The organism is Natrinema salaciae, assembly GCF_900110865.1.
GTDB classification, from domain to species: Archaea; Halobacteriota; Halobacteria; order Halobacteriales; family Natrialbaceae; genus Natrinema; species Natrinema salaciae.
The window spans coordinates 596,402-621,022 of sequence record NZ_FOFD01000001.1 but is presented as its reverse complement, the minus strand read 5'-3'; the positions used below and the strand labels follow the sequence as shown (position 1 = coordinate 621,022).

Here is a 24,621-nt window from a genome sequence, read left to right as displayed (position 1 = left end):
AGAGAACAGGTCGATACGCTCAGTCCGTGATGAACTTGTTGTCCCGCCAGTTGACGCCGCCCTGTCCGGAGCCGTGATCGCGTGGCCCCTCGACGACCTCGATATCGGCCGGCCGCGGCTCGCCGTCGACGATCCGGGTCGCCTCGAGGTCGCCATCGCACTCCGAGATCGCCGTCAGGGTGCCTTTCTCGGCCGCTTCGGCGATTCCACAGAGGACGAGGAACATCTGGTACTGGAGCAGCGAGTTCTGCAGGACGGTCTCGCGGTCGCCTTTGAACGCGGCGAACTCGACGAGTTCCGACTCGATTTCCTCCTCTTCCTCCTCGTCCCAGCTGAAGGATTTCTGTCTGCGTTCGTCCGGGTCCTCCTCGTAGACCCGGTTCTCCGTGACGCTGGCCTTGAGCTGGGCCGTCGGCGTGTACTTACTGACGGACTGGTCCTCCGCGACGGCCTTGAGTATGAGCGTGTTGTTCCGTCTCGTGATTTCGACGTCCTCGACCCCCGCCGGAAACGTCGCCTCGTCGATGTGATCGTGGAGATCTTCGAGTGGCAGTTCGAGTGTCGAGTGCAGCCGATAAACGTGTCTGGATTCCTCTGTTGACATAGTGGGAAGGGTTACGGCGATAGTCGTGGTCTTCTAGTACGAGGGGGTGACTTATATGACCTGCTATTAAATCCATGATTTATCAGTATTAACGAATTTGTCGCCCCACGGTACGACGGCGCGACCGTCACGCTGCGTCGAGCGTCTCCGCGAGTTCGCCGCGTTCCTCGAGTTCCTCGAGCACGTCGGAGCCGCCGACGAACTCGCCGTCGACGAACGTCTGCGGGATGGTCTCCCAGCCGCTCTCCTCGTTGAGCGCCGCGCGGAACTCGTCGAGCGACTCGAGGACGTCGACGGTCTCGTACTCGTCGCGGTGCTGGTCGATCAGGCCGAGCGCCTTACGCGAGTAGCCACACTGTGGCATCAGCTCCGTCCCCTTCATGAAGAGAACGACCTCGTTTTCCGCGATGGCGTCGGCGACCTGCTCGTCGACTTCGTCCTGATCGAGACCCTGGTTCGGTGGGAATTCCATACACGCTCATAGGACCGTGTGCGGCATATGCCTTGCGTCGTCGGCACTGTCGAATCGGGGGGGCACGACAGCGAACGTGGCAGCCACGAGGACGCCGGCGGCCGGCGCGAACGCGAGCGGTCAGTCCGCCGCGGGGGGCGTCTCGAGGACCTCGAGTTTCTCGGCGGCGTAGCCGAAGACGTCCCGGTAGCCGTTCGAGGACATGAGGACCGGATAGAACGGCTCGTCGGCGACCTGCTTGTCGCCGTCGGCCGCGGCGAAGGGCGCGCCCGCTTCGACCTGGGTGAAGTTGTCGACGAAGACTTCGTACGTGCTGGCCTGTCCCTTGTTGATGACGTCGGTGAGCCGGTAGACCGGGAGGTCGCTGTGGATCGTATCGCCCGGCAGCGCGTCGACCGCGGTCAGGAATGCTCGCGTCAGGCGATCGGCGTTCTCGGCGGCAGTCTCCGAGCCCTGCAGTCCGCACTCGACCTCGATCGTATCGATCGCGGAGAAGAGCCGCCCCTCCGCGAAGTTGCTCGTCTCGACCATCGCCGCCACCGGCAGCTGCGGGACGAGCGCTTTCGCCGTCTCGCTGACGCCGTTGACGATGGCGAACGGCTCGGCGTGGCTCTGCGTCGAGTGCATCGAGAAGGTCAGACAGCCCGCCAGTTCGGAGACGAGTTCGTCTGCGAGCTGTCCTTCGTGCGTCTTCGCGTCCGGATCGCCGGGGAACGCGCGGTTGAGATCTTCGTCGACGAACCGCACCCGCCGCTCGAGCGCCTCCTCGTTGGCGACGATGAGCTTGACGGGGCGTTTGACGGTCGGGCGATCGTCGAGCAACCGCTCGACGGCCCGGACGCCACAGGGTTCGTCCCCGTGAACGCCCGCGACGACTGCGATTTCCGGCGTTCCCGACCCGAGCTGTGCGACTTTCATTACGTGATAGTTGGGCTGCGTCGGGAAAGGCGATTCGGTCTTTCACAGCGCGAATGGGTCACCGATCGCGAGCGAACGCCCCCGTCCGTACCGACGCCACCCGCTGAGCGGGGCTCGACTGCCCGGCCGCGGCCGATCTGTCACGCCGGGTGAGATTCGCGACGGTTCGCTCAGTCCTCGAGGGCGGCGGCGTACTCCTCGTCGATGGCTCGAGCGACCGGGCACTCGCCGTCGAGTGGAATCCGCCAGCCGTCGATTCGGTCCGGCTCCGCGAGGGCGTTCGTGAGCGCGGTCCGAACGACGGGCACGTCGACGCCGTAGTAGTCGTCCGGAACGGGCCGGAGGTACTGGAGCGCCGTTTCGAAGAGGCTCCGCATTCCGGAGTCGTTCTCGAAGTCGACGCGTTTGTAGGCTCCAGCGGCCACCTGCACCATTCCGTGGAGGAACCGGCTCTCGGTGGAGCCGTTCCCGTAGTTGTACCACTCGTCCTCGAAGCAATCGTGTGACTCGTGGAACGCGCCGTCGTTGAACAGCCGGACGCCGTGCACGGTCGCCCGACGCAGCGTCGCGTGCTCCCAGCGACCCGCGGACGGCTCCCATCCCGTCGGGTTTCCGGCGGGCGGTGCGACGGAGGGGTCGCGGGTGTGGTCGTCCATAGACGAACGAGCGGGCTGCTCGCGGGTAATTCCGTCGCTCACTGTCGCACCTCTCACGTGGAAGCGCCGGCCGTATTCCGGTCCGGTTCGCGACACCGACTCGATGACCACACCCGACGCCCGGTGTCAGCACTGCGGGGAGCGCCTCTACGCACACATCGATGGCGGCGACCAGTGTCTCAACTGCGAGCGTCGGGACGTGGACGATGCCCTCGAGGCGCGAGCGGTCCGACCGGGCCGAGTCCCAGCGGTGATCGCGAGACCCTCGCTGGCCTCGAGCCCCGCCTGCGGAATCGTTTTGTCGGATAGCCACCGAGACGGACGTATGCTACCCGATTCGGTCTGGGACCGGCATTCGAACCGAAAAGCGGGTGGACGCGGCTGCTCGCCTATCCCCTGTTGATCTTCGCCGGCTACACCCGATGGCGGCGACGATGGGGCTGAAACGCTGGTTCGTCGCCGAACTGGTCCGGCGGTCCGAGACGGCTGCCGGAGTCGACGAGTAGGCGGTCTCGAGCCCGTTTCCGACGCGGTCGCCCCCGAACGGGGTGGACGACCCGCGGCTCGAATCGGACGATTTAACCGCGATGAGCGTCTCAGATGCGACTGCGTGCGAGGGTAGCCAAGCGGTCAACGGCGGCGGACTCAAGATCCGCTCTCGTAGGAGTTCGTGGGTTCGATCCCCTCCCCTCGCACTCACCACAGTGCGCGGCAAGACGGAGCGTCTTGCCCTCGCAAACTTCTGCCGACGACGCTGGAGCGGACAGCGACGGCGTCGCCGATTTCGAGCCGCTTTCGTCCGCGCTCGCGAGCGATCGGCTCGCTGCGCTGGCACGAGATCTACCGAGAAGCTCCGGGACGGTACCGCTGGGACCGGGAAGAATCCGACCGGACGACTGTCCCGGCTCGACTATCACGACCACTTTTCAGCACGGGCCACCGATGACGGACAATGAGTGACGTCGAACCGGATTCCAGTCGCGCGGCCGTCGCGGTTCGCGCGGCGGACCGCGGTGGTGCAGTCGCGGCCGACTCCTTTCGGACCGAACTGGCGGTCGAACGGAAGGACGGAAAGACCGATTTCGTGACCCAGGCCGATCGCGACGCGCAGGAGACAGTCATCGAGACGATCCGCGAGGCGTTCCCGACGGAGCCGATCGTCGGCGAGGAGGCGGACGCGCTGAAAGCGGTCCCCGAAACGGGCCCGGCCTGGATCGTCGACCCGATCGACGGAACCAACAACTACGTCGACGGGAGCCGCGCGTTCGGCACCGCCGTCGCGGCCGTCGTCGACGGCGAACCGGTCGCCGCCGCGTTCGACTGTCCCGCGCTCTCGGACGTCTACCGCGTCGGTCCCGACGGGGCGTATCGCAACGACGAGCCGCTGTCGGTCAGCAACTGTACCGATCCCGAAACCGCCACCGTCTGCCCGACCCTCTGGTGGGACCGCGACCAGCGCGACCAGTACGCCGCAGCCACCCGCGCGGTCGTCCAGCGGTTCGACGACATGCGCCGGTACGGCTGCGCCCAGCTCGAGCTCGCGATGGTCGCCTCGGGCGCGCTCGAGGGAACGATGACCAACCTGCGGGCCAATCCCTGGGACACCGTCGCCGGCGTCCGGCTGATCCGCGAGGCGGGCGGCGTCGTCACCGATCTCGAGGGGGAGCGCTGGCGACACGACAGTACGGGGCTCGTGGCGTCGAACGGCGGGATTCACGACGAACTGCTCGCGGCCGCCCGCGAGATCGAGGACCGAAACTGAATCGATCGCGTCGATCGGGCCTCGACGACGACGGGCCTGATTGTCACACGCGTTGAAACCGGAAACGGTAAGCGGCACCCAATACCGGATTCGGGTATGGACGACTTCATCGATCGGTACGGGGCCGAGCGCGTCTGGGCCGCGACCGTCGCGAGTCTCGCCGCCGTTATCGTACTCGGCGCGGTCCTGTTCCCCCAGCGGGTGTACGTCGACATCATCTGGCAGTACTTCTGGGGGCCGGTCGTCGCCGACGCGCACAGCTGGTCGTGCGTCGCCTGGGCCGGCGGCGATCAGGTGCCCTGCGGCGAGGCCGGTACCGGTGCCGGGCCGACAGCCGAACCCGGCTACACGTTCGTCTCCTACGCCGGCTACATCCCGACCCTGGTCCTGATGCTGGTCGGGGTCATCTTCCTCATCCGCCGCCTCGAGATCGAACGCTACCGCGCGGGCTTCTTCGCGCTGTTCCCGTTCATGCTCTTCGGCGGCGCGCTGCGGGTCGTCGAGGACGCGAACGCGGCGGCCTTCGAGGCGACCGGCGAGATGGCCATCCAGCTGCCGTGGTCCGGCCTCATCATCAGCCCGCTGATCTACTTCACCGTCTTCTTCATCGCCCTCTTCGCAGTGGTGACCGCCGTGTGGCTCGACCGCAACGGCTACGTCTCGGGCTACGAGTACCCGCTGGCTGGAATCGGAACGGCCGCGCTGACGATCACCATCGCCTACCTGGCTTACGTCGCGGCGACCGAGCCGTACTCGGAGTTCTACCCGCTCGTCCCGCTCGTGATCCTCGTCGGCGCGACGCTGACGACGGCGATCACCTGGGTCGCGATCGAACGCTACGCGCCCGAACTGAACCGCGGAACTCGATACATGGGCGTCGTCGTCATCTGGGCCCACGCGGTCGACGGGGTCGCCAACGTAATCGGCCTCGACTGGGCGACTTCGCTCGGACTGCCGGCGAACCTCGTCCCGAAACACCCGATCAACCGGGCGATCGCCAACACCACCGCCGACGTGCTTCCGGCGGATATCGTCGCCGCCACCGGTTCGGCCTGGCCGTTCCTGCTCGTGAAGATCGCCGCCGCCATCTTCGTCATCTGGATCTTCGACGAGACGGTCTTCGAGGACAGCCCGCGCTACGCAATTTTGCTCATGATCACCGTCGTCGCCGTCGGTCTCGGTCCCGGCACTCGAGACATGCTGCGGGCGACGTTCGGCGTCTGATTCGGGTCCGTTTCGACGCCGCGTCTTCGGCAGATGGCTATCGATAGAGCTCGGAGAGCGGACCGTTCAGTCCGTTAGCCGGCCGACCGCCGGTGCGGTTCGACGAACCAGTCGCTCCATCACCCGAGACTCCGCCTCTCGAAGGTGGTTCGACGCGGTGCTCTCGGCGCAGCCAAGCGCCTCCGCGACCGCTTCGAGGCTCGCCTCCCGCGGAACCGCGTAGTAGCCGAGCTCGACCGCGGCCTCGATCGCCTCCAACTGTCTCTCCGTCAGGCCGGCGGCGATCGTCGCGTGTCGGCGGTCGTAGTCGCCGACCTCCTCGACCGTCAGTTCGAATTCGGCCGGGAACTCCTCGAGAAGCGCCCGGAGGTCGTCTTTGTCTCCGACGACGGTGAGAGTCATACGGACGTCCTCATCGTAGCGGATCGGCGGAACGACTACGAGGTTGCGGCTCGTGAACGCCTGCCGCCACAGCCGCTCCGCCTCGCGGGGTCGCTGGACGACGTAGCTGTAGAACGAGTCGTCGTCGATGGGCGTCAGGTTGTACTCGAGGACCGATTCGACCGCCTCGATTCGATCTCGATAGGCGTCGATGTCCCCCGCGATGCGGAAGAACGCGTACTCCTCTCCCTCGCCCGTGACGTTCCACGTGATGAGTTCGACCTGCCCCATCGCGTCCGACTGTCGACAGAATTCCTGCATCGGGTGGCGCGCCCACGTCGGCATCTCGATCGTCACGTCGAGATATTTCATGCTCTCAGCTACGCGTAGGCTTATAAAAACGCTAGTGGGTTCGACAAAAGCCGCTTCGTCGACCTGCGCGTAGCCTCGAGTGATGGCAAACGCGTCCACAACACCGACCCGAGATCCGGAAGCGCTGCCGCTTCCACCCGGCCCGGACGAACTCCCCGTTATCGGAAGCACGTTCGACCTGATGCGGCGACCGATCGAGTTCGTCGATCGCGTCGCCGAGTACGGCGACGTCGTGACCTATCGAGTTGCCGGGCAGCGGTTCACCGCCGTCCTTCATCCGGACCGTATCGAACGGGTTCTGGTGAGCGAGAGCGATCGATTCCGGCGATGGGCCGGCGAGGAGTGGGGAGACACGTTTGCCGGGTACGGGTCCGAGGGCCTCCTCCTCACGGAGGGCGAGCAGTGGCGTCGGCAGCGACTCCTCATCCAGAACGCGTTCACGCCCGCTCGGATCGAGTCCTACACGGACGCGATGGTCGCCGAGACGGAGCGAACGATCGAGGAGTGGGACGACGGGGAGACGATCGAACTCACGGACGAAACCTCGAAATTGACCCTTCGCATCCTCACGCGAGCGCTGTTCGATCTCGACCTCGAGGAGCGGAGAACGGTCGTCCGTCGGGCCGCCGACGCGCTCAACGCGCGGGCGAACGCTCGGAGTCTGTCGGCGTTCCTTCCCAGTTGGGTCCCGACGCCGACCAACCGCAGGCTTCACCGGGCGATGGACGACCTGGAAACCCTCCTCGAGGCGCTGATCGCGGAACGCCGCGCCGACGCGTCCGACGGCGACGACCTGCTCTCACTGCTGCTTGCCGTCGAAACCGACGACGGGTCTACTCTCTCCGAGCGCGAGGTCCGCGATCAGCTGATCACCTTCCTGTTCGCCGGCCACGAGACGACCGCCCTCGCGCTCACCTACGCGCTTCACGCGCTCGGCCATCACACTGACACGCGGCGGCGGCTCAGCGAGGAAATCGCGTCCGTCACGGGTGGCGATCCGCCGTCGGTGTCGGACCTGGGGGATCTGACCCACACCGAACGAGTTGTCAAAGAGACGCTCCGGCTGTATCCCCCGGCGTACGCCATCTTCCGACAGGCGACCGAGACGACCGAGATCGGTGGCTACCGAATACCCGACGGCTCCAAGCTCACCCTCCCGCAGATACGCGTCCATCGGGATCGTCGCTTCTACCCCGATCCCGAGGCGTTCCGACCGGAGCGCTGGACCGAGGCGTTCGAGGACTCCCTTCCGGAGTACGCCTACTTCCCCTTCGGCGGCGGGCCGCGCCACTGCATCGGCATGCGCTTCGCGATGATTGAACTCGAGCTCGTCTTACCCACGGTCCTCTCGGCCGTCACCGTCGATCCGGTCGGCGGTCCAGACCTCGCGTTCGAGACGGGGATCACGCTCCAGCCGGCCGATCCGATGGATGCCGTCGTCCACGAGCGGTAGCGGGCTCTCCCGCCGGAAACACGCCGTTCTATATCGCCTCTCGAATCCGCTGCGGAAATACGGTCTCGTCCCGATCCCTGGTTCACCGAGTCGTCACTCGACGTTTCGGGAACGCATATACAAGCACGAGCAGTAGCTCCGGGTGATGACTGACGGACCCGACGTGACCGAGGGGTGGTTTACGCACGGCGAGCCGGGCGACATCGACCGGGCCGGTGCGGCGATAAACGAACGCACGGCCGGAGAGCCGCGGGACTGGCCGCGCCGAGCGGTCGACGCCGGCTACGTCGATTCGGAGGCGGACTACTACGACCGGCTTCACGAGGCGACGATCGATGCGACGCGCCGGGAAGTACGGGAACGCGAACGGGCTGACGACCGCCAGCTCGTCCACGCGATCCGCGCGATGGACGACTGCAATCGGACGGCGAACGAGCTCGCCGAGCGACTGGCGGAGTGGGCCGGGACCGTCGACCCCGACGCCGGAACCGGCGTCGAGTACGCCCGCGAACTGGCCCGCGGCGAGACCGATGCCGGGCTCGAGGAACCCGCAGTCCGCTCGCTCGCAGGGCGAGTCGCCGACCTCGCGGACGAGGCCGACGAGCTCCGGGAATTCGTCGAGCGACAGACGCCCGCCGTCGCGCCGAACCTGTCGGCGCTCGCCGACCCCGTCCTCGCGGCCCGGCTGATGTCGCTGGCCGGTGGCCTCGAGGAACTCGCGAAGAAACCCAGCGGCACGGTGCAGGTGCTGGGCGCGGAGGACGCGCTGTTCGCCCACCTGCGGGGGCACGCGCCGTCGCCCAAACACGGGATCATCTACACGCACGACGCGGTCCGCGGAACGCATCCCGAAAACAGGGGCTCAGCGGCGCGCGCGGTCGCCGGGAAGCTCGCCATCGCCGCCCGGGTCGACCACTACTCGGGCGAGTTGACGCCCGAACTCGAGGCGGAACTGGCCGAGCGGATCGAGACGATTCAGGCGCGGACGGCCGACGAGGAGGCTGCGACCGACGGAGGTGCCGACGATGAGTGAAGACCTCCCGGCGGGCGTCGAGCGCCGCGAATTCGACGGGACCGAGCGGCTCGCGACGCGGGGCGAGCCGGTCTACGGCGAGCCCACCGACGGCGAGTGGCGCGCCTGGAACCCGCACCGCTCCAAACTCGGCGCGATGCTCGAGCTCGGCATGGACACCGGCCTCTCGGGGGGCGAGACCATCCTCTATCTGGGTGCCGCCAGCGGGACGACCGTGAGCCACGTCGCCGATTTCGCCGGGCCGACCTACGCGATCGAGTTCGCCGCGCGGCCGGCGCGGGACCTGCTCTCCGCGGCCGAGAGCCGCCCGCGGCTGTTCCCACTGCTGAAAGACGCCCGGAAGCCGGAGACCTACGCCCACGTCGTCGAGTCGGACGTCGACGCGATCGTCCAAGACGTGGCGACGCGCGGGCAAGCGCGGGTGGCGCTCGAGAACCGGCGGTTCCTGGCCGACGACGGGCGGCTCTTGCTGGCCGTGAAGGCTCGTAGTGAGGACGTGACGCGGGAGCCGAATGCCGTGTTCGAGGACGTTCGGGAGGAGTTAGCGGAGGGGTACGAGATTCTGGCGGAGCGGCGGCTCGAGAGTTATCACACGGATCATCTCGGAATCGTCGCGCGGCCGTGATGAGTTGGGTGGGAGTGGCCGTTGCTCGTCCCGCCGTTCCTCACGATCACCGTCGAATAGTCGCTGCGGGAATTGATTCGGGCGAATCCTTGCTCACTACGATGTCCATCGACTGGTGAAAACTCACCAGAAGTATTTAATTTAATCTATATACGATTAATTTATTTATTGAGCGGCAGAATACTAACCGTGCATCAAAACACGTTGCCGAAGAAAACGAGTAACGCAAAAAAGCAGTTCGACCGCCGTCGGTTCCTTCAAGCGACGACCGCTGCAGTCGCGACGAGTGCGATCGTTGGAAAAAGTGGGGCGGTTCCGAGAGAAGAGGCCACGCCCGAGATGTGGTCAGATCCGGACACGTGGAACGGGTCGACCCCGAGTGCCGGGGAAGAAGTGACAATCGAATCGGGCAAGCACGTAGTCCTCGATCAAAACACGCCTAATTTGGGGGGCGTGACGGTTCACGGGGTTCTGGAGTTCAAAGACGGAGGGTACAGAGAACTCACGAGTGACTACGTCCTGGCCGAGGGCGATGGGATGATTCGGATCGGAACCGAGAACGATCCCTTCCAAAGCAAGGCAGTAATCACCTTGACTGGAACGGAGACGGACGAGAGTATCAGGGGCCGAGACGAGATGGCTATCGGCACGAAGCTTCTCGGTACCTTCGACGGTGGCAGTATCGACATTCACGGTGCATCCCGAGACAAGACCGACTGGACACAGCTCGGAGAGACCGCTACCGCAGGCGACCAGCGCATCCAACTCGAAGACGCGGTTACCTGGGAAGCAGGTGACGAGATCGTCGTCGCTCCGAGTGGGACAGATCCCAAAGAAGCCGAGCGGCGGACGATCGACTCAGTCGACGGAAACGCCGTCGAACTCGAGTCGGCCCTGAACCACGATCACTTCGGGGAGATGCAGGAGGTCGAGGGACGGGACGTGGATATGCGTGCCGAGGTCGGGCTGTTGACTCGCAACGTCGTCATGCGTGGTGGTAATGAGATTTCGAATCCCGGCGGCGACGGGTCGTATACCAACCCGACGAAAGGCGACACCAGCCTCGAATACGAAACCGGCTTCGGTGCACACGGCATCTTCGCCAAGGACCCGAACCGGATCCAGATCGAAGGGATGGAAGTCTACCACGCCGGCCAGACCGGCCACAAGGCCCGATATCCGCTGCACTTCCACCACGCCCACGAACAGCCGAACTCGTACATCTCGCACAACAGCGTCCACGACAGTTACCAACGCGGCTACAATAGCCACGGTACGGGCAACGTGACCTACGAACGAAACGTCGGGTACGACATCAACGGCCACTGTTTCCTCGTCGAAGAAGGCCTCGAAGCCGAACAGAACAACGTGTTCCGTGAGAACTTGGTGGTTTTCAATCGGCGCGTTCGCAGGGGAGACCGGCCCTTCGGTGGCGTCGCCAGTGCTAACGGCGATTCGAACGAACAAAACGACTTCCGACCGGGTGCCTTCTGGATCTCGAACCCGAATAACGTGCTCGAGGGCAACCACGCCGCGGGTGGATACCTCGCCAACGGGTTCTTCTACGACGGTCGGGGTGGCTTCGAGGTGGATGAGGATGCTATCGACATCACCTTCGAGGACAATACAGCCCATACGTACTCGACGGATGGGCCACTCCGCTACAAGAACCTCGCCCGCGGATTCGGCGTGTTCTTCCAGTTGTTCCCGGACGGTATCGAACAGTTCCCCGATTTCCCGCTGGCACCCGAACACAGCGTCGAGGGACTGACGGCTTACAACAACGGTCACTCGGCGGTCTGGACCGAGTGGAGTCACACCACACTCGAAGAGTCCGTCATCGCCGACTTCCGGGTCGGCCACTTCGCCATCGGTGGGGCAACGACTCGCAACAACCTGTTCCTTGCCAGTAGTGACAACCTCGTCGGGCGCGGTGCGGACGACGAGGACAACGGCTTCTTGGGCCCGTTCGACAACGAGCGTTCAGGTGACGCTACCGGTGCGGAGTACGACGAAGAGATCCAGACGGTGATGGAACAGGAGGCAGACGAGCACGAGGCGGCCACGGTAAATTCAGACGCCGGCAGCAATTCCTACGGCCTCTACCAGCAGTATGGGTGGAGCAATAGCACTGCGATCTTTAACGACACGCTCTACTATCGCGACGGCCCGTCGAACGAAGCGAACGAGTTCGATGGTGTCGAGTGGCCGAGGACCCGTCAGCGAACCAGAATTCTCGACGTTAGCTGATCACGGCCACCAGCAGGATACCGTCGGCGTTCCCTGCGGCTTTGGCGCTCGAGTAAGTCGCTTCGACACTATCTACGATTCTGCTCGACGGTAAAGGAGGTGAGCCACCGTGACGACAACTCACTCACCCGCTAACGTTCTCGCGTCGAGTTCCCCCTGAAGGTAGCGTTCGCCATCGTCGGTGATCGTGTAAACACCGTTTCCGATGTTCTGGGTCAGGCCGTACTCTTCGAGTTTCATACATCGGTTGTTGATATGTTGTCGCGAAAAGGGGATCGGCCCTTCTTCTTTGATTTTCGTCGGCGATCGGGGGCCATTCTCGTCCAAGAACTCGAGGATTCTGTCGTCGGCTAAAACCATCCAGTCAGCAGAAACCCGCATACTACTCTAATACCCTCTCGCCATCAAACCATCGTCGGAAAGCAATTGTTAGACATAGATTGCTTAGTTAGAGTCTATCGGAAACTATACTAACTTTGAGAAAGTATAGTTGCTTGGATCGCGACACACGAAGCTGATCGTGGAAGTGTGGACGAACGCGGCCCGGTGCTTTGGACACCGGGTCCGCAAGCGACCCCCTATCAGTCTCCGGAAGCCATGCAAGCGGACAATTTGCGGGACCTCGAAAACCCCGCTCGAGTAGACGCACCACCCTCAAATCAACCGACAGAAGACAGCGGTGAGCCGACTACGACGAGACCTCCCTCGTCGGAACTCCGTCCCGACGGCGGCACGGACTGGACCGACCTCACCGCCGTCCAGCGCGACTGTCTCGAGGCCGTCGTCCGTCTCGAGCGAGTCGACGAGCGCTCTCACGAGGCCGAAATCTCCCGCGAACTCGATCGCACGTACCCGGACCTCAACCACAACCGGCTCTATCCCACCCTGACCGTGCTCGTCGGGTACGGCCTCCTCGAGCGACGCGAGCGCGCCGCCGACGATGACCGGGTCGAATACGTCCCGACCGACGCGGGACTGACGCTCTTGCGACAGCGGGTCGAACGGCTCGCGGACACCTGCGGGCTCGTCACGCTCGACCGCTCAGACGACACGACTGCTCGAGGGGACGGTGACGGATGACCGGGGCTCGAGACGGCGAGCCGAAGCGGTGTCCCGACTGCGGCGCGGCCATCGCCGAACGCGATCCGCTGATCGGCTGGTGGCTCTGTGACGACTGCGCGCTCGCGGTCACCGACGACGGCACGCGGATCACGTGAGACGATCTCTCGAGCCGCGGCGAACGGGCGCGAAAAACGGACGGCGGTCGCTACATCCCCGTCTCGTTATCGGTCGTTTCGGTGGCCATCGTTTCGTTATCGGCCGTCTCGTTCATCCCCTCCTCGAGCGTGACCAGTGCGTCGTCGATCACCGGCTCGCCGTCGGTCGTGTAGGGGTCGTCGGCCTCGGGGAACTCGTACGTCTCGTTGCCGTTGGTGTCCTGGTGGGCCATCGCGATCAACACCTGGCTCTCCTCGAGGGGCTGGTCGAGTTCGACGGACACGTTCTCGTGATCGCCGGCGTCCAGGAAGGTGGAGTTACCCAGGACTTCCCCGGGCACGTACTCCGCGGACATGTCGGTCACGGTCTCGTTCGCTCCCTCCATCGTCTCGTTCTCGGTGGCGTTCGCACCCTCCGTTGTGTTGTCCGCGTCGGCGGGCTCGGCTGCGTGGATGACGGCGAAGCCACCTTCGGGCAGCGTCGTGTTGTTGACCACGACTGCGGTCCCGTTCGACGTCTGGTTCTCGAACGTGATCTCGGCCGTTTCGTTCGCCGTCTCGTTGGCCGTTTCGTTCTCCGTCTCGTTGTCTTGGGCCGCCGTGCCGGCGTCTGCCGCGGCGAACGCGATGCTCGCCCCCGTGAGCAGGACGAGCATCGCGACGACTGCGACGCCGACTGGTCTTGCGCGTGACATTGCATCGATGGTGCCGTCGTCGGGCTGCAAAAATCGGACAATTCGTTCGAACGTTTCGCGCGAGAAACACTCGAATTCGGCAGACGGGACGAGAACGGTAATAGGTGTATTCCGATCGTTAGTCCCGCAATCGTGGCTGTAATACCAGTGATCCACCCCGATGGAAAGGGTCGGCAGCGTTCGTCCAAGCGAACCGCAGCGTCCCGATCCTCGTTCTCGAGTCGGACACCGACGGTCGCGGACGTTCGCCGGGTGACGATCGAGTGTTACGGTTCGAGATCGCCGGAAGGCACATAAGGGCACGGCTCTCACCCCGACACCATATGGACCGATACGCGGATCGGCGCTGCTCCGAATGCAACGGAAAGCAGAAGACGCGGCCCGACGGAACGATCTGGTGCCCTAACTGCGCCCTATTCAGACCGGAGAAAGCGGGACCGTGAGAGCGGCGGGCGACGAATCGGCCGGGGCCGTTCGGACGACGTAGCGCTTCCCCCGGCGACACCTCCCACAGGGCGGCGAGCGACCCGTTCGACCGCCGCCGCACTGACCGAACTCCCGCCCGCGACGAGCGAGGTGATCGGGAATCCGCTCGAGAGACCCCGCGACTGGCCGCCGATCCGGTCGTCGGTCGCCGCAGTAGACCAGTAGAAGTCGCCGGCGAAAGCTCAAGTACGCATTTCACCCACTAGAAGAGTTTTACAAAACCCGACTGTAGGGAGCGGTAGATGACGATCGATCGACGACGGTTCCTCGCCGGAGCCGCGGTCGCGGCGGCTACCTCGGCCGGCTGCTTACAGGCCGACGATGGAAGCGGGAGCGGAAACGGGAACGGCAACGGCGGGACGGAACCGACGACCGCGGTTCCGGAAGCCCCTCGCGTCGACGAACCGCCGTACGAGATCCCGGAGCAACCGACCGACGCCGAGGAGTGGAACCAGCTCGTCCTCTGTGAGAACATGTCGGGGGACTCCGACCTCGAGTTCCAGCAGGTGTCGGCTCCCCGCGCCGACCTGCTGTTACCGACGGCCGACAGCGGGAACGAGGTGTACGCCGTTCGTGCCCTGACGAGCGCGGCGGAGGTCCGCGAGGTGTTCGAACTCGACGGCGACGGCGGCGACGGCGGTGGCGGCGACGACACCGACGGGGAACCCGAGGAACCCATCGACGCGATCGACTTCGAGGAGAACCTGCTGCTCGTCGTCGAGTCCGGGTACGGCTCGGGGTCGATCACCCACCACTGGAAGCGCGCCGAGACGACCGACCGCGGCCTCCGCCTCCACGGGTGTCATACGGAACCGTACGAACGGACGGACGACTTCACCTCGCATCACTCGGTCGTCCGCGTCGAACGCCCCGACGACTTCGAAATCGCCAGCGTGAGCCTCACGGTCGGACCGGACCGGCGCGTCCACTTCAACTCCGCCGAAGACGTGGTCTCCGTCGAGTCCGAGTAGACCGCCGGTCTCTCGAGTCCCACAGCCCCGTCCCCGTCAAGTCTCGAGACCGGCGTCGACACCGAACCCGACCACTTTGGACGGCGCGCTGCCCGCGTTACTGGCCGATAACGATTGCGAACGGCAATTGTAGCCGATAAAGAATATAAGGCGTACCGTGGTACAGAATAATGTCATGTCAGAGCATCCCACGATCGGTGACACGCTCGAGCAGACGGTCGATCGCCACCCCGAACGCGACGCGATCGTCTATCCGCGCAAGGACCAGCGGTGGACCTACGCCGAGTTCGACGAGCGAGTGAGCCGGCTGGCGAACGCCCTGCTCGAGGCAGGGATCGAGAAGGGAGATCGCGTCGCGACGGTGCTGTACAACGGGTCGGAGATGGCGCTCACCGTCTACGCGTGCGCGAAGATCGGAGCCGTCTTCACCCCGCTCAACTTCCGATTGCCGGCGGGCGAGATCGAGTACATCGTCACCGACGCCGAAGCCGAGATGGTGCTCTTCGAGTCCGCGACGGCGGAGGCGATCGCGGGGGCCCGCCCCACCCTCGAGACGGTCGACGAGTACGTGTTCATCGACGACGACCGCGAGGCGGTCCCGGACTACGCGAGCGGGTTCTACGACCTGCTCGAGTCGGGGGCCGCCGACCGGCCCGACGTCCGCGTCGACGAAGACGACGTCTACGCCTTCATCTACACGTCGGGAACGACGGGCCGGCCGAAGGGGGTCGTCCACGAACACCGGGACATGGTGGAGCACAACCTGCTGTGTATCGCGGAGGGGAAGATGACGCGGGACGACGTCGGGCTGTCGGTGATGCCGCTGTATCACTGCGCCGAACTCCACTGTAACCTCTTCCCCCGGATCCACCGCGGTGCGACCAGCGTCATCCACCACGAGTTCGACCCCGCGGCCGCACTCGAGGCGGTCGAAAACCACGGCGTCACGCTCCTCTTCGCGGCACCGACCGCGTGGAACGCGCTGTCGATGACCGCCGCCGAGACGGACGTCGACACCTCCTCGCTCCGCCTCGGGCTGTACGGAGCGGCCCCGATGCCGGAACAGGTCCTCGAGAACTGCATGGAGCACCTCTGCGAGGACTACCTGCAGGCCTACGGGATGACCGAAATCGGTCCCGCCGGCGTCTTCCAGCCGCCCGAAGATCAGCTCTCGAAACAGGGAACGGCCGGTCTGCCCGGGCTCAATCACGAACTACGCATCGTCGAGCCCGACGCGCCGCCGGATCGCGAGGTCGAGCCGGGCGAGATCGGCGAGATTCTGATCGCCAGCCCGTGTACGATGCGGGAGTACTGGAACCGGCCCGAGGCGACCGAGCGATCGCTGCGCGAGGCCGACGGCACGACGTGGTACTACACGGGCGATCTGGGCTACCGCGACGAGGACGGCTACCTCACCGTCGTCGACCGGAAGGACGACATGATCGTCAGCGGGGGCGAGAACATCTATCCGGCCGAGGTCGAGGACGTGCTGTTCGCACACGACGCCGTCGAAGAGGCGGCCGTCGTCGGCGAACCCGACGAAGAGTGGGGCGAACTGGTCGTCGCGTACGTCGTCGCCGACGACGGCATCGGCGCGACCGAACTGGACTCGTTCCTCCTCGAGAGTGACCGGCTCGCCGACTTCAAGCGACCGCGGACCTACTACTTCGTCGACGAGCTTCCCAAGAACCCCAGCGGGAAGATCCAGAAGTTCACGCTCCGCGAGGAGGCGGCGAACCTCGAGCCCGAGGCCGAAACCGTCGCGTCCTGACCGCCCGACGGAACCGCGCCTGGTCGACGTTCCGGCCGAACGCACCGACTCCAAACCGTATTTATTATCGGCGACGAAAGCACGACACAATGGAACGCGGGTCCCGGGAATCGTTTACGCGCATGGGTACGCTGGGGATCGAAGAGGAGTGTTTCGTCGTCGACGATGACGGCCGCCCAACCAGCGGGACCGACGAACTCGTCTACGAACACGATCCCCCGGCGATCCTCGAGGGCCGGCTGGACCACGAGCTGTTCAAGTTCGTCATCGAGACACAGACGCCGCTGATCGAATCGCCCGCGGGCGCTCGCGACTCCCTCCTCGCGATCCGCGAGGCGCTGGTCGAGCACGCCGAGGCCCACGGCTACCGGATCGCGGCCGCCGGCCTCCACCCGCTCGCGAAGTGGCAGGAACTCGAGCACGCGGAGAAACCCCGCTATCGCGCCCAGCTCGACCGCATTCAGTATCCGCAACACCGGAACACGACCGCGGGGGTTCACGTCCACGTCGGCGTCGACGACGCCGACAAGGCGGTCTGGATCGCCAACGAACTGCGCTGGTACGTGCCGATCATGCTCGCGCTGTCGGCGAACTCGCCGTACTGGAACGGGTTCGACACCGGGCTCCAGTCCGCCCGCGCGAAGATCTTCGAGGCGCTGCCAAACACCGGGATGCCGACCCACTTCGAGGACTTCGAGGCGTTCGACCGGTTCGAGCGCCGGATGCTCGAGACCGAGTCGATCAACGACCGGGGCGAACTCTGGTACGACGTGCGCCCACACACCGCACACGGCACGGTCGAACTGCGGACGCCGGACGGCCAGGCTGATCCGGAGGTCGTGCTGGCGTTCGTCGAGTACGCCCACGCCCTCGTCGAGGCGCTGGCCGAGGCCTACGAGGACGGGGCGAGCGGGCACCGCCACCGCCGGGAACTGCTCGACGAGAACAAGTGGCGTGCCATCCGCTACGGCCAGGACGCCGCCTTCATCGACCGCGAACTCGAGGGGACCGTCGACCTCGGCGAACTCGTCGACCGCGAGTGCGAGCGGCTGGGAATCGACGGGATCAAGCGGGTCTACGAGCGCGAAAGCGGCGCGGATCGACAGCGCCGCCTGCTCGAGGAGGAGGGTCCCGACGCGCTCTGCGAGTCGCTGTTCCTGCAGACGGAGTGACCGGGCCCGCAAAGGTTTAACTCCGCTCGTAGCCTCGTCCTGTACGAGAACACACATGAGTTCCGACGACACTGACGAGACTCCGGTCGACGCGGACGAGGCAGACGAATCGCTCGAGCGACCGGACGACGTCGTCGAGACCGAAGCCGGTCGAAATCCGGCGGTCGAGGAGCTCGATCAGCGGATCGTGGACCTGCTCTCGTGGATCCTCGATACGGAGACCAGCGCGAAGATCTACGTCTTCCTGCTGGCCAATCCCGGGAGCACCTCCGAGGAGGTCGCGAAGGGGACCGGCCTCTATCCCAGCACCGTCCGCGAAGCGCTCGCGGAGCTCCACGAGGACGATCGCGTCACGCGGGAGAAGCGCGCCAACGAGGGGGCCGGCAACAACCCCTACGAGTACACGGCGATCCAGCCCAGCGACCTCGTCGGCGGCGTCGTCGATCAGGTCCAGCGGGAGCTGAACACCATCTTCACGCTCGATCGCGTCCTCGACCGCGAGGGCGACCGCGAGTCCGGGACCGAACTCGAAGACGACGTCGAGCCGGTGAAGATCACCGTCGACGACACGACACCGACGGCCGACGACGAGCCCGAGCCGGCGGGCGAGGTGGACGAGGACCCGGATACCGATACCGACATCGACACCGACGCCGACGCCGACGTCATCGAGTTCGACGACGACGTACAGATCGACACCGTCGAGACGGAGTCGGACGAGAGCGACGACGCGAACAGCGACGACGACGCTGGCGGACGCGGTATCGACGAGTGAGCGCCCGCGATCGACGTGTCGTTTCTCCGCCGGTCGTTACTCCTCGAGTTCGAGAACCGCCGGCCGCTCGAGCGCGAGATCGCGATCGACCGCTTCGACGGTCGTCGTCGGCCACCGGTCCGTCGACGTCAGAACCTCGACCTCGTCGTCGGTGACCAGCGCGGTATCCTCGCTCTTCGCGCCCTGTACCGTCGGGTTCCACGCGTAGGCCATCGGCGCTTCGACCGGTGCGTCGTGGTCCGGCGTGGCGATCCACTCCCTGCCGGCGAAGCCCGCGGCACCGCCCTGGTGGTGGTGCGTCCACTCGCCCCCGTAGCCGACCGCGTCGTAGGCGTCCTGAACGGCGGCGAAGACGTCGCCCGCGGTTCCGCGGTCGTCGCCCGTGTCGCTCGCGGCCGCCCGCGTCGCGGCCAGCGCCGTCGCCTCCACGCGTGCGGCCGCGTCGTGTCGCTCCTCGAGCCACGACGGCGGGTCGAAGGCGACGGTCCGGGTACAGCTCGCGTGAAGACCGGCGCGCTCGGCCGTCACGGAGACCAGCGCGTAGTCGCCGAGTTCGGCCTCGGTCGGCGTGTAGTGGCGGTACTGCTGGGCGCGCTCCGCCCCGCCGACGAGCACGACGGGAGCCTCGATCTCACGCGCCGAGAGCGCGACCCGCAGGGCGGATGCCACCTCGTGTTCGGTGTCCTCCCGCCGGATCTCTCGGCAGACCGCCTCGACGGCGGACGCCGTCTGCCCGCCGAGTTCGCGGTACCGCTCGCGGTCGCGCTCGGTCAGCGGCTGGCGCAGCGCGGTCGGATCGACGCGTTCGAAGCCGGGTCTCGCGACGTCGATGGCCGCCCGCTCGTCGCTCCCGACCCGTTCGGCAACCGCCTCGGGCAGCGACGAGGCGTACCAGGGGAACGTCGCGACGGAGACCTCGCTCGCCTCGAGATCGGGCAGTTCCTCGGCTTCGATGCGGTCGGCCTCGATGTTGTTCGCCACGAGCCACACGTCGCTGCCGTCGTAGCCGATCGCGGCGACGCCGGTATCACCTTCCCGATCGACGACGTTGCGTCCGCCGGTCAGCCACGCAAACGAGTTCGGTCGGGTAAACCAGACCGAGTCGAGGTCGTTGGACTCGAGGTACGCCTCGAGTCGCTCGCGTTTGTCCATGTCGAGTGCTGGCGAGGATGGTTCTTGAATCCGGCGAACGCGAAGTCGTCGGTCCGTGTGCGTATCGAGCGAAGCGGCTTCGGCGGACCGGCGGGGGACCGATCGGTCGGTCGTCGATCCCGTCGGCCGTACGAGACAGATTCGTGAGATATCGACGCCGGTGCTCGTGCTCGGCCGCAGACGCGATCGATCGGGTAGGGGGTGGAATCAGTCCGGGGGCGTATTCGACTCCGTCACCGACCCTGCGCCATGTTTTGTTGTACCACGATCCGGAATCGACCCGATCGCCCTGAGCCGGAAATTTCGCTGGAGTCGCGGCGATCGACTCGACGTAACCGTTTCGTGATACGTCTGTTCGACTTCACAATGGTTAAATGTCGGTATCGGGGTAGACCCGGGGTACCAATGCCTGCAGGCCCAGACCGGGATGCAGAGACGAGCGGGTGCGAGTCGGAGTCGGCACCGTCGACCAACCGAGTGCGGGATTCCGTCTCGCGCCGACGCGTGTTATCGGCGACGGCGACCGGATCGGTGACCGCCCTCGCCGGCTGTACCGAACTGCTCTCCAGCGGGAGCGGCGACTCGCTGCGCGTCAGCGTCTGGAGCGGAAACTACGCCGATCGGTTCGAAGAATCGGTCGTTCCGAGATACGAAGCGGAGTTCGACGCGGAGCTCGAGGTCCAGCGCGGCTGGAACGACATTCTCACCGACATCCAGACCGCGCCGGACGGCGATCCGCCGTACGACGTCACCATCACCGAGGGGAACTTCTACTACTACGGCCGGCAGGACGATCTCTTCCACGAGATCAGGACGGAGAACGTCCCCAACGCCGACGAGCTCATCGACCACTACGCGGAGTTCCGGAGCACGGAGTACGGAATGCCGGTCGACGGGGCCCCCTGTACCATCGTCCACCGCGAGGAGCTGGACATCGAACCCGAGTCGTGGAGCGATCTCTCCGCGCCGGCGGTCGAGGAGAGCAACGGCATCGGCGTCGATACCGGCTTCTGGTGGTATCCGATGTACGCCGCCGCCGTCGGGATGGACGACCGGGAACTCGGTGCGGAGATGCACGACGCCGACCTGCACGACGACGTCCTCGAGACGGTCCGCGACTGGCCGATCACCAGTTGGGCCAGCTCCGGCGAGGACATCTGGCAGGCCTTCCGAAACGACGTCATCGACGTCGCCCAGTGGTACTACGAGCAGACGGCGTACGATATCGACGACTACGACGGGCTGACGCACACGATGCCGGCGGAGACGACCGGCTACCTGAACCACTGGTGTGTCGTCAAGGGCACCGACAAACGCGACCGCGCCGAGGAGTTCATCAACTTCCTCATGGACGCGTCGGTACAGACGGCGTGGTCCGAGGAGATGCCCACCCTGTTCTGTAACGAGAACACCGAGTACGCCGGCGACCTCGCCGACGACCTGCCGAGTAACAGCGAGGAAGCGGCGAGCATCGCGTTCCCGGACTGGGAGTTCCTCGCCGAGCACAGCGCCGATCTCTCCGACGAGTTCACCGCGATGCAGCAGAACTCCTGAAGCGCCGTCACTGCACGATATTCATGTCTGAAATTACGCTTGACGGACTCGAGAAGCGGTACGGAGACGAGCTCGCCGTCGAGGACGTCTCGGTGACGATCGACGACGGCGAACTACTGTGCCTGCTCGGGCCCAGCGGCAGCGGCAAGTCCACGACGCTGCGGATGCTCGCCGGGCTCGAGACGCCGACCGACGGCCGGATTCACATCGACGAGACGGACGTGACCGATCGCCCCGCCTACGAACGCACCACCGCGACGGTGTTCCAGGACTGGGCGCTGTTCCCCCACAAGACGGTCCTCGAGAACGTCGCCTTCGGGCTGAAGATGCAAGGCGTCGAGAAGGACGAGCGCCGCGATCGGGCACGAGAGATGCTCGAGCGCGTTCGAATGACGGCCCACGCCGACGACGACCCGATGAACCTGAGCGGCGGGCAGAAACAGCGCGTTGCGCTCGCGCGGGCCCTCGCGGTCAACCCCGACGTGCTGTTGCTCGACGAGCCGCTGTCGAACCTCGACAAGCGGCTCAGCGAGGACATGCAGATCGAACTCCGCGAGATCCACGCGGAACTCGAGGAGACGTTCGTCCACGTGACCCACGACCAGGACGAAGCGTTCACGCTCGCCGATCGGATCGGCATCATGGCCGACGGGAACCTGGTTCAGGTCGGCAAACCGGACGAGGTCTACGAGAACCCGAAGAACCGGTTCATCGAGGGATTCCTCGGTGACACGAACTTCGTCGACGGCGAGGTCGAGCGGACGACGGGCGACTCGGTTCACGTCGAGACCGAACTGGGTCGGACGATCGTCCTCCCGACGGGACGCCCGGAGGCGCTCTCCGCGGGCGACGCGGTGACGCTCTCCGTTCGCCCCGAGGTGCTCTCGATCGAATCCGCCGAGTCGGATGCGTCCAGTGAGCAACGGGGCCAGCCCGTTCGCACCGACGGCAGTACGACGAACGCCGTCGTCGGGACGGTCGAGAACGTCCTCTACCGGGGGTCGACGGTCCGCTACTCCGTCGCCGTCGACGGTACGTCGGTCTTCGTCGAACGCACCGTCTCCGACTCCGGGGCGTTCGATGCGGGCGACGAGATCCGAATCGACTGGGACGGCGCGGACGTCCTCGCGTTCCGCGACGACGGCTCGAGGGTCGACCTGTAACGATGTCCGGAACGCAATCGTCGCTGCCGGGACCGGTCGCCCGACTCTGGGAGCCGCTCCGGGGCCGCTCGCGGTCGAGGCGGGCGCTGTTGTTGATGGCACCGCTGCTGATCTTCGAGCTGTTGCTCTTCGTCGCCCCATTCCTGATTCTGGTCCGGATCAGCCTCACGTCGGGCTCGTCGGACCTGCGGTACGCGCCGGGGACCTGGTCGCTGGAGGGGTACGCGGAAGTGTTCACCAACGGCGTGTTGCTCGATCCCGTCGTCTACTCGTTCGGGATGGGGCTGGCCGCGACGGCGACCGCGGTCGTGATCGCGGTGTGTTACGCCTACGCGATCTGGCGCGCCGAGGGATTCGTCGAGTCGGCGCTGCTGTTCTCGGTCGTCCTGCCGCTGCTGACGACGCTCGTGATCAAGACGTACGCGTTCTGGCCCCTGCTCTCGCCCAACGGGACGCTCAACGACCTCCTCCTGTCGCTACACCTCGTCTCGGAGCCGGTGCAGTTCGTCCCGGGGACGGTCGGCGTGGTCGTCGGCCAGGTCTACATCGTGTTGCCCTACGCCGTGTTAGCGATCTACAGCGTCCTGTCGACGATGGACTGGGGGATCGTCGAAGCCGCCCGCGATCTCGGCGCGAGCCGTCCGCGCTCCGTCCTCGAGGTCGTCGTTCCGCAGGCGATGCCCGGAATCATCGTCGCGACGGTGATCTCGTTCGCCTGGAGCGTGGGCGCTTACGCCGCGCCGGGGCTCCTCGGCGGCGGCGCGAATCGGACGTTCGCGATCGAGGTCGAGCAGCGACTGCTGTCGAACCTCCAGTGGGAGCTCGCGACCGCGTACGCGGTCGTCATGTTGCTCCTGATGTTCGGAAGCGTCGCCGCGATCACCGCCGTCCTCAACCACTTCGGAGGTGAGTTCGAGTATGCATAGAGAGACCGTCGAAGACGCCGCGTTCCGGGCGGGGTATCTGGCGATCATGGCGTTCATGCTGTTGCCGCTCGTGGTGGTCGTCGTGACCTCCTTCGCGGAGTCGGGGAATCTCGTCTTCCCGCCCGAGCGCTACTCGCTGGTCCACTACCGGGCGTTCCTCGAAGAGACGCGCTGGCTATCGGCGTTCGACAACAGCCTCCTCGTCGGCGTCGGAACGACGGTCGTCGCGACGGCGCTCGGCGTCACGGCCGCCTTCGGACACGAACTCGACGACGGCCGGACCGGGCAGGTGCTCGCGCCGCTCGTCCTCGTGCCGCTGCTGATCCCCCCGATCGTCCTCGGGATCTCGATGCGCGTCTACTTCGTCAGAACCGGGCTCGAGGCCTCGTACCTGAGCATCATCCTCGCGCACACGCTGTGGGCGACGCCGCTCGTCTACTTCGTGATGCGGTCGGTGTTCAGCCGGTACGACTGGCAGCTGCTCGACGCCGCGACGGACCTCGGCGCGGGGCCGATCCAGTCGTTCGTCTACGCCGTCCTTCCGAACGTCAAACACGGGATCTTCGTCGGTGCACTGCTGGCGTTCATCGTCAGCCTCCAGGAGTTCGTGATGGCGCTGTTCCTCTCGAGTCACAGCACCGAGACCATTCCGGTCGTCGCGTGGACGACGCTGCGACAGTCGCTGGATCCGATGGTCAGCGTCGTCTCGACGTTCCTGATCCTGATCTCGCTGCTCGCCATCGTCGTCGCGGCGATCGCGACGAACCTGAACTGGCTCTCGAAACAACTCTCCTGATCGGCTGCCGACGTCGGCCGGGTTTCCGCCGCGGTCGCGTTCGACGCGGTCACGGCGACCCCGTCGTGTACGCTCGCCGTCGCCGGTCGCGGCGAACGGAACCGGGTCTGCACCGCGGCGACTCGCTTGCGGTCGCGAGGGAATTGCCACAACGTTAATGAGAGTCAGCCGTCGAGATAGACGACAGACCGAT

23 protein-coding genes and 1 tRNA gene are annotated in these 24,621 nt (G+C 65.6%); 17 read left to right on the top strand and 7 right to left on the bottom strand.

Annotated elements, in window-relative coordinates; all coding sequences use genetic code 11:
* Positions 1–19 precede the first annotated feature (19 nt).
* The 4 genes from BMX07_RS03045 to BMX07_RS03030 form a co-directional block, all read right to left on the bottom strand.
* A complete protein-coding gene (locus BMX07_RS03045; RefSeq protein WP_090613525.1) occupies positions 20–604 on the bottom strand; it encodes a DUF7110 family protein in 585 nt (194 codons plus the stop codon).
* A 127-nt stretch (positions 605–731) separates the two neighbouring features.
* Positions 732–1,076, bottom strand: a complete 345-nt coding sequence (locus tag BMX07_RS03040) for a glutaredoxin family protein (protein ID WP_090613521.1) — start codon at positions 1,074–1,076, stop codon at positions 732–734.
* A gap of 120 nt (positions 1,077–1,196) precedes the next feature.
* Positions 1,197–1,994, bottom strand: coding sequence for a M14 family metallopeptidase (locus tag BMX07_RS03035; protein WP_090613518.1), 798 nt, complete (start codon positions 1,992–1,994; stop codon positions 1,197–1,199).
* A gap of 170 nt (positions 1,995–2,164) precedes the next feature.
* Positions 2,165–2,650, bottom strand: a complete 486-nt coding sequence (locus BMX07_RS03030) for a DUF309 domain-containing protein (RefSeq protein ID WP_090613515.1) — start codon at positions 2,648–2,650, stop codon at positions 2,165–2,167.
* A gap of 612 nt (positions 2,651–3,262) precedes the next feature.
* Between BMX07_RS03030 and BMX07_RS03020 the strand changes: the two genes are divergently transcribed.
* From BMX07_RS03020 to BMX07_RS03010, 3 genes are all read left to right on the top strand, one after another.
* Positions 3,263–3,345: transfer RNA gene (locus tag BMX07_RS03020), tRNA-Leu, on the top strand.
* A gap of 257 nt (positions 3,346–3,602) precedes the next feature.
* Positions 3,603–4,412, top strand: a complete 810-nt coding sequence (locus BMX07_RS03015; RefSeq protein ID WP_090613509.1) for an inositol monophosphatase family protein — start codon at positions 3,603–3,605, stop codon at positions 4,410–4,412.
* Between the two features lie 96 nt (positions 4,413–4,508).
* Entirely contained in the window at positions 4,509–5,636 is a 1,128-nt protein-coding gene (locus BMX07_RS03010) for a DUF63 family protein (RefSeq protein WP_090613507.1), read from the top strand.
* A 66-nt stretch (positions 5,637–5,702) separates the two neighbouring features.
* Here the strand turns inward: BMX07_RS03010 and BMX07_RS03005 are convergent, their stop codons facing one another.
* Positions 5,703–6,389 (bottom strand): helix-turn-helix domain-containing protein, encoded by a 687-nt coding sequence (locus BMX07_RS03005; protein ID WP_090613504.1) that lies wholly within the window; start codon positions 6,387–6,389, stop codon positions 5,703–5,705.
* A gap of 82 nt (positions 6,390–6,471) precedes the next feature.
* Between BMX07_RS03005 and BMX07_RS03000 the strand changes: the two genes are divergently transcribed.
* The 6 genes from BMX07_RS03000 (at position 6,472) to BMX07_RS24155 (ending at position 12,967) form a co-directional block, all read left to right on the top strand.
* The gene (locus BMX07_RS03000; RefSeq protein ID WP_090613500.1) at positions 6,472–7,842 is read left to right on the top strand and encodes a cytochrome P450; all 1,371 of its coding nucleotides are present in this window, start codon (positions 6,472–6,474) and stop codon (positions 7,840–7,842) included.
* 145 nt (positions 7,843–7,987) lie between these two features.
* A complete protein-coding gene (locus tag BMX07_RS02995) occupies positions 7,988–8,875 on the top strand; it encodes an NOP5/NOP56 family protein (RefSeq protein WP_090613497.1) in 888 nt (295 codons plus the stop codon).
* Positions 8,868–9,500: a fibrillarin-like rRNA/tRNA 2'-O-methyltransferase gene (locus tag BMX07_RS02990; RefSeq protein ID WP_090614820.1), complete on the top strand. Its 633-nt coding sequence runs from the start codon at positions 8,868–8,870 to the stop codon at positions 9,498–9,500. Before BMX07_RS02995 ends, BMX07_RS02990 begins: the two co-directional genes overlap by 8 nt.
* 339 nt (positions 9,501–9,839) lie before the next feature.
* Entirely contained in the window at positions 9,840–11,750 is a 1,911-nt protein-coding gene (locus BMX07_RS02985) for a G8 domain-containing protein (protein WP_090613495.1), read from the top strand.
* A gap of 597 nt (positions 11,751–12,347) precedes the next feature.
* Positions 12,348–12,830: a PadR family transcriptional regulator gene (locus BMX07_RS02975; RefSeq protein WP_139210788.1), complete on the top strand. Its 483-nt coding sequence runs from the start codon at positions 12,348–12,350 to the stop codon at positions 12,828–12,830.
* Positions 12,827–12,967 (top strand): hypothetical protein, encoded by a 141-nt coding sequence (locus BMX07_RS24155; RefSeq protein ID WP_175480023.1) that lies wholly within the window; start codon positions 12,827–12,829, stop codon positions 12,965–12,967. Before BMX07_RS02975 ends, BMX07_RS24155 begins: the two co-directional genes overlap by 4 nt.
* A 50-nt stretch (positions 12,968–13,017) precedes the next feature.
* Here the strand turns inward: BMX07_RS24155 and BMX07_RS02970 are convergent, their stop codons facing one another.
* Positions 13,018–13,662: a DUF7282 domain-containing protein gene (locus BMX07_RS02970; RefSeq protein ID WP_394328374.1), complete on the bottom strand. Its 645-nt coding sequence runs from the start codon at positions 13,660–13,662 to the stop codon at positions 13,018–13,020.
* Positions 13,663–14,390: 728 nt separating this feature from the next.
* Between BMX07_RS02970 and BMX07_RS02965 the strand changes: the two genes are divergently transcribed.
* The 4 genes from BMX07_RS02965 to BMX07_RS02950 all read left to right on the top strand — a co-directional run bounded on the left by BMX07_RS02965 (position 14,391) and on the right by BMX07_RS02950 (position 18,837).
* On the top strand, positions 14,391–15,119 hold the full coding sequence (locus BMX07_RS02965) for a hypothetical protein (protein WP_090613492.1): 729 nt from the start codon (positions 14,391–14,393) through the stop codon (positions 15,117–15,119).
* Positions 15,120–15,294: 175 nt separating this feature from the next.
* Positions 15,295–16,890, top strand: coding sequence for a fatty acid--CoA ligase (locus BMX07_RS02960; protein WP_090613488.1), 1,596 nt, complete (start codon positions 15,295–15,297; stop codon positions 16,888–16,890).
* Between the two features lie 89 nt (positions 16,891–16,979).
* Positions 16,980–18,062, top strand: coding sequence for a glutamate--cysteine ligase (locus tag BMX07_RS02955; protein WP_090613485.1), 1,083 nt, complete (start codon positions 16,980–16,982; stop codon positions 18,060–18,062).
* A gap of 55 nt (positions 18,063–18,117) precedes the next feature.
* A complete protein-coding gene (locus tag BMX07_RS02950) occupies positions 18,118–18,837 on the top strand; it encodes a helix-turn-helix domain-containing protein (protein WP_090613482.1) in 720 nt (239 codons plus the stop codon).
* 36 nt (positions 18,838–18,873) lie between these two features.
* On the opposite strand, the gene BMX07_RS02945 is transcribed toward BMX07_RS02950, so the two are convergent.
* Positions 18,874–19,989 carry a M24 family metallopeptidase gene (locus BMX07_RS02945; protein ID WP_090613479.1) on the bottom strand — a complete coding sequence of 372 codons (1,116 nt, stop codon included), beginning with the start codon at positions 19,987–19,989 and terminating at the stop codon, positions 18,874–18,876.
* A 405-nt stretch (positions 19,990–20,394) separates the two neighbouring features.
* Here BMX07_RS02945 and BMX07_RS02940 point away from each other — a divergent pair, with 405 nt between their 5' ends.
* The 4 genes from BMX07_RS02940 to BMX07_RS02925 are packed head-to-tail and all read left to right on the top strand — an operon-like array spanning position 20,395 to position 24,428.
* Positions 20,395–21,543, top strand: coding sequence for an ABC transporter substrate-binding protein (locus BMX07_RS02940; RefSeq protein ID WP_090613475.1), 1,149 nt, complete (start codon positions 20,395–20,397; stop codon positions 21,541–21,543).
* 23 nt (positions 21,544–21,566) lie between these two features.
* Positions 21,567–22,706: an ABC transporter ATP-binding protein gene (locus BMX07_RS02935; RefSeq protein ID WP_090613472.1), complete on the top strand. Its 1,140-nt coding sequence runs from the start codon at positions 21,567–21,569 to the stop codon at positions 22,704–22,706.
* Positions 22,707–22,708: 2 nt separating this feature from the next.
* Entirely contained in the window at positions 22,709–23,632 is a 924-nt protein-coding gene (locus tag BMX07_RS02930; RefSeq protein WP_090613469.1) for an ABC transporter permease, read from the top strand.
* Positions 23,625–24,428, top strand: a complete 804-nt coding sequence (locus tag BMX07_RS02925; RefSeq protein ID WP_090613466.1) for an ABC transporter permease — start codon at positions 23,625–23,627, stop codon at positions 24,426–24,428. The genes BMX07_RS02930 and BMX07_RS02925 overlap by 8 nt, the downstream gene beginning before the upstream one ends.
* Positions 24,429–24,621 lie beyond the last annotated feature (193 nt).

What these genes read in the sequence shown, in the direction of transcription:
- BMX07_RS03010 (WP_090613507.1), top strand. Translation starts at nt 4,509, where the DNA reads ATGGACGACTTCATCGATCGGTACGGGGCCGAGCGCGTCTGGGCCGCG.
- BMX07_RS02975 (WP_139210788.1), top strand. Translation starts at nt 12,348, where the DNA reads ATGCAAGCGGACAATTTGCGGGACCTCGAAAACCCCGCTCGAGTAGAC.
- BMX07_RS03030 (WP_090613515.1), bottom strand. Translation starts at nt 2,650, where the DNA reads ATGGACGACCACACCCGCGACCCCTCCGTCGCACCGCCCGCCGGAAAC.
- BMX07_RS02945 (WP_090613479.1), bottom strand. Translation starts at nt 19,989, where the DNA reads ATGGACAAACGCGAGCGACTCGAGGCGTACCTCGAGTCCAACGACCTC.
- BMX07_RS03000 (WP_090613500.1), top strand. Translation starts at nt 6,472, where the DNA reads ATGGCAAACGCGTCCACAACACCGACCCGAGATCCGGAAGCGCTGCCG.
- BMX07_RS02985 (WP_090613495.1), top strand. Translation starts at nt 9,840, where the DNA reads ATGTGGTCAGATCCGGACACGTGGAACGGGTCGACCCCGAGTGCCGGG.
- BMX07_RS03005 (WP_090613504.1), bottom strand. Translation starts at nt 6,389, where the DNA reads ATGAAATATCTCGACGTGACGATCGAGATGCCGACGTGGGCGCGCCAC.
- BMX07_RS02950 (WP_090613482.1), top strand. Translation starts at nt 18,118, where the DNA reads ATGAGTTCCGACGACACTGACGAGACTCCGGTCGACGCGGACGAGGCA.
- BMX07_RS02970 (WP_394328374.1), bottom strand. Translation starts at nt 13,662, where the DNA reads ATGTCACGCGCAAGACCAGTCGGCGTCGCAGTCGTCGCGATGCTCGTC.
- BMX07_RS02940 (WP_090613475.1), top strand. Translation starts at nt 20,395, where the DNA reads ATGCCTGCAGGCCCAGACCGGGATGCAGAGACGAGCGGGTGCGAGTCG.
- BMX07_RS02955 (WP_090613485.1), top strand. Translation starts at nt 16,980, where the DNA reads ATGGAACGCGGGTCCCGGGAATCGTTTACGCGCATGGGTACGCTGGGG.
- BMX07_RS02965 (WP_090613492.1), top strand. Translation starts at nt 14,391, where the DNA reads ATGACGATCGATCGACGACGGTTCCTCGCCGGAGCCGCGGTCGCGGCG.
- BMX07_RS02995 (WP_090613497.1), top strand. Translation starts at nt 7,988, where the DNA reads ATGACTGACGGACCCGACGTGACCGAGGGGTGGTTTACGCACGGCGAG.
- BMX07_RS24155 (WP_175480023.1), top strand. Translation starts at nt 12,827, where the DNA reads ATGACCGGGGCTCGAGACGGCGAGCCGAAGCGGTGTCCCGACTGCGGC.
- BMX07_RS02935 (WP_090613472.1), top strand. Translation starts at nt 21,567, where the DNA reads ATGTCTGAAATTACGCTTGACGGACTCGAGAAGCGGTACGGAGACGAG.
- BMX07_RS03035 (WP_090613518.1), bottom strand. Translation starts at nt 1,994, where the DNA reads ATGAAAGTCGCACAGCTCGGGTCGGGAACGCCGGAAATCGCAGTCGTC.
- BMX07_RS03045 (WP_090613525.1), bottom strand. Translation starts at nt 604, where the DNA reads ATGTCAACAGAGGAATCCAGACACGTTTATCGGCTGCACTCGACACTC.
- BMX07_RS03040 (WP_090613521.1), bottom strand. Translation starts at nt 1,076, where the DNA reads ATGGAATTCCCACCGAACCAGGGTCTCGATCAGGACGAAGTCGACGAG.
- BMX07_RS02925 (WP_090613466.1), top strand. Translation starts at nt 23,625, where the DNA reads ATGCATAGAGAGACCGTCGAAGACGCCGCGTTCCGGGCGGGGTATCTG.
- BMX07_RS02990 (WP_090614820.1), top strand. Translation starts at nt 8,868, where the DNA reads ATGAGTGAAGACCTCCCGGCGGGCGTCGAGCGCCGCGAATTCGACGGG.
- BMX07_RS03015 (WP_090613509.1), top strand. Translation starts at nt 3,603, where the DNA reads ATGAGTGACGTCGAACCGGATTCCAGTCGCGCGGCCGTCGCGGTTCGC.
- BMX07_RS02960 (WP_090613488.1), top strand. Translation starts at nt 15,295, where the DNA reads ATGTCAGAGCATCCCACGATCGGTGACACGCTCGAGCAGACGGTCGAT.
- BMX07_RS02930 (WP_090613469.1), top strand. Translation starts at nt 22,709, where the DNA reads ATGTCCGGAACGCAATCGTCGCTGCCGGGACCGGTCGCCCGACTCTGG.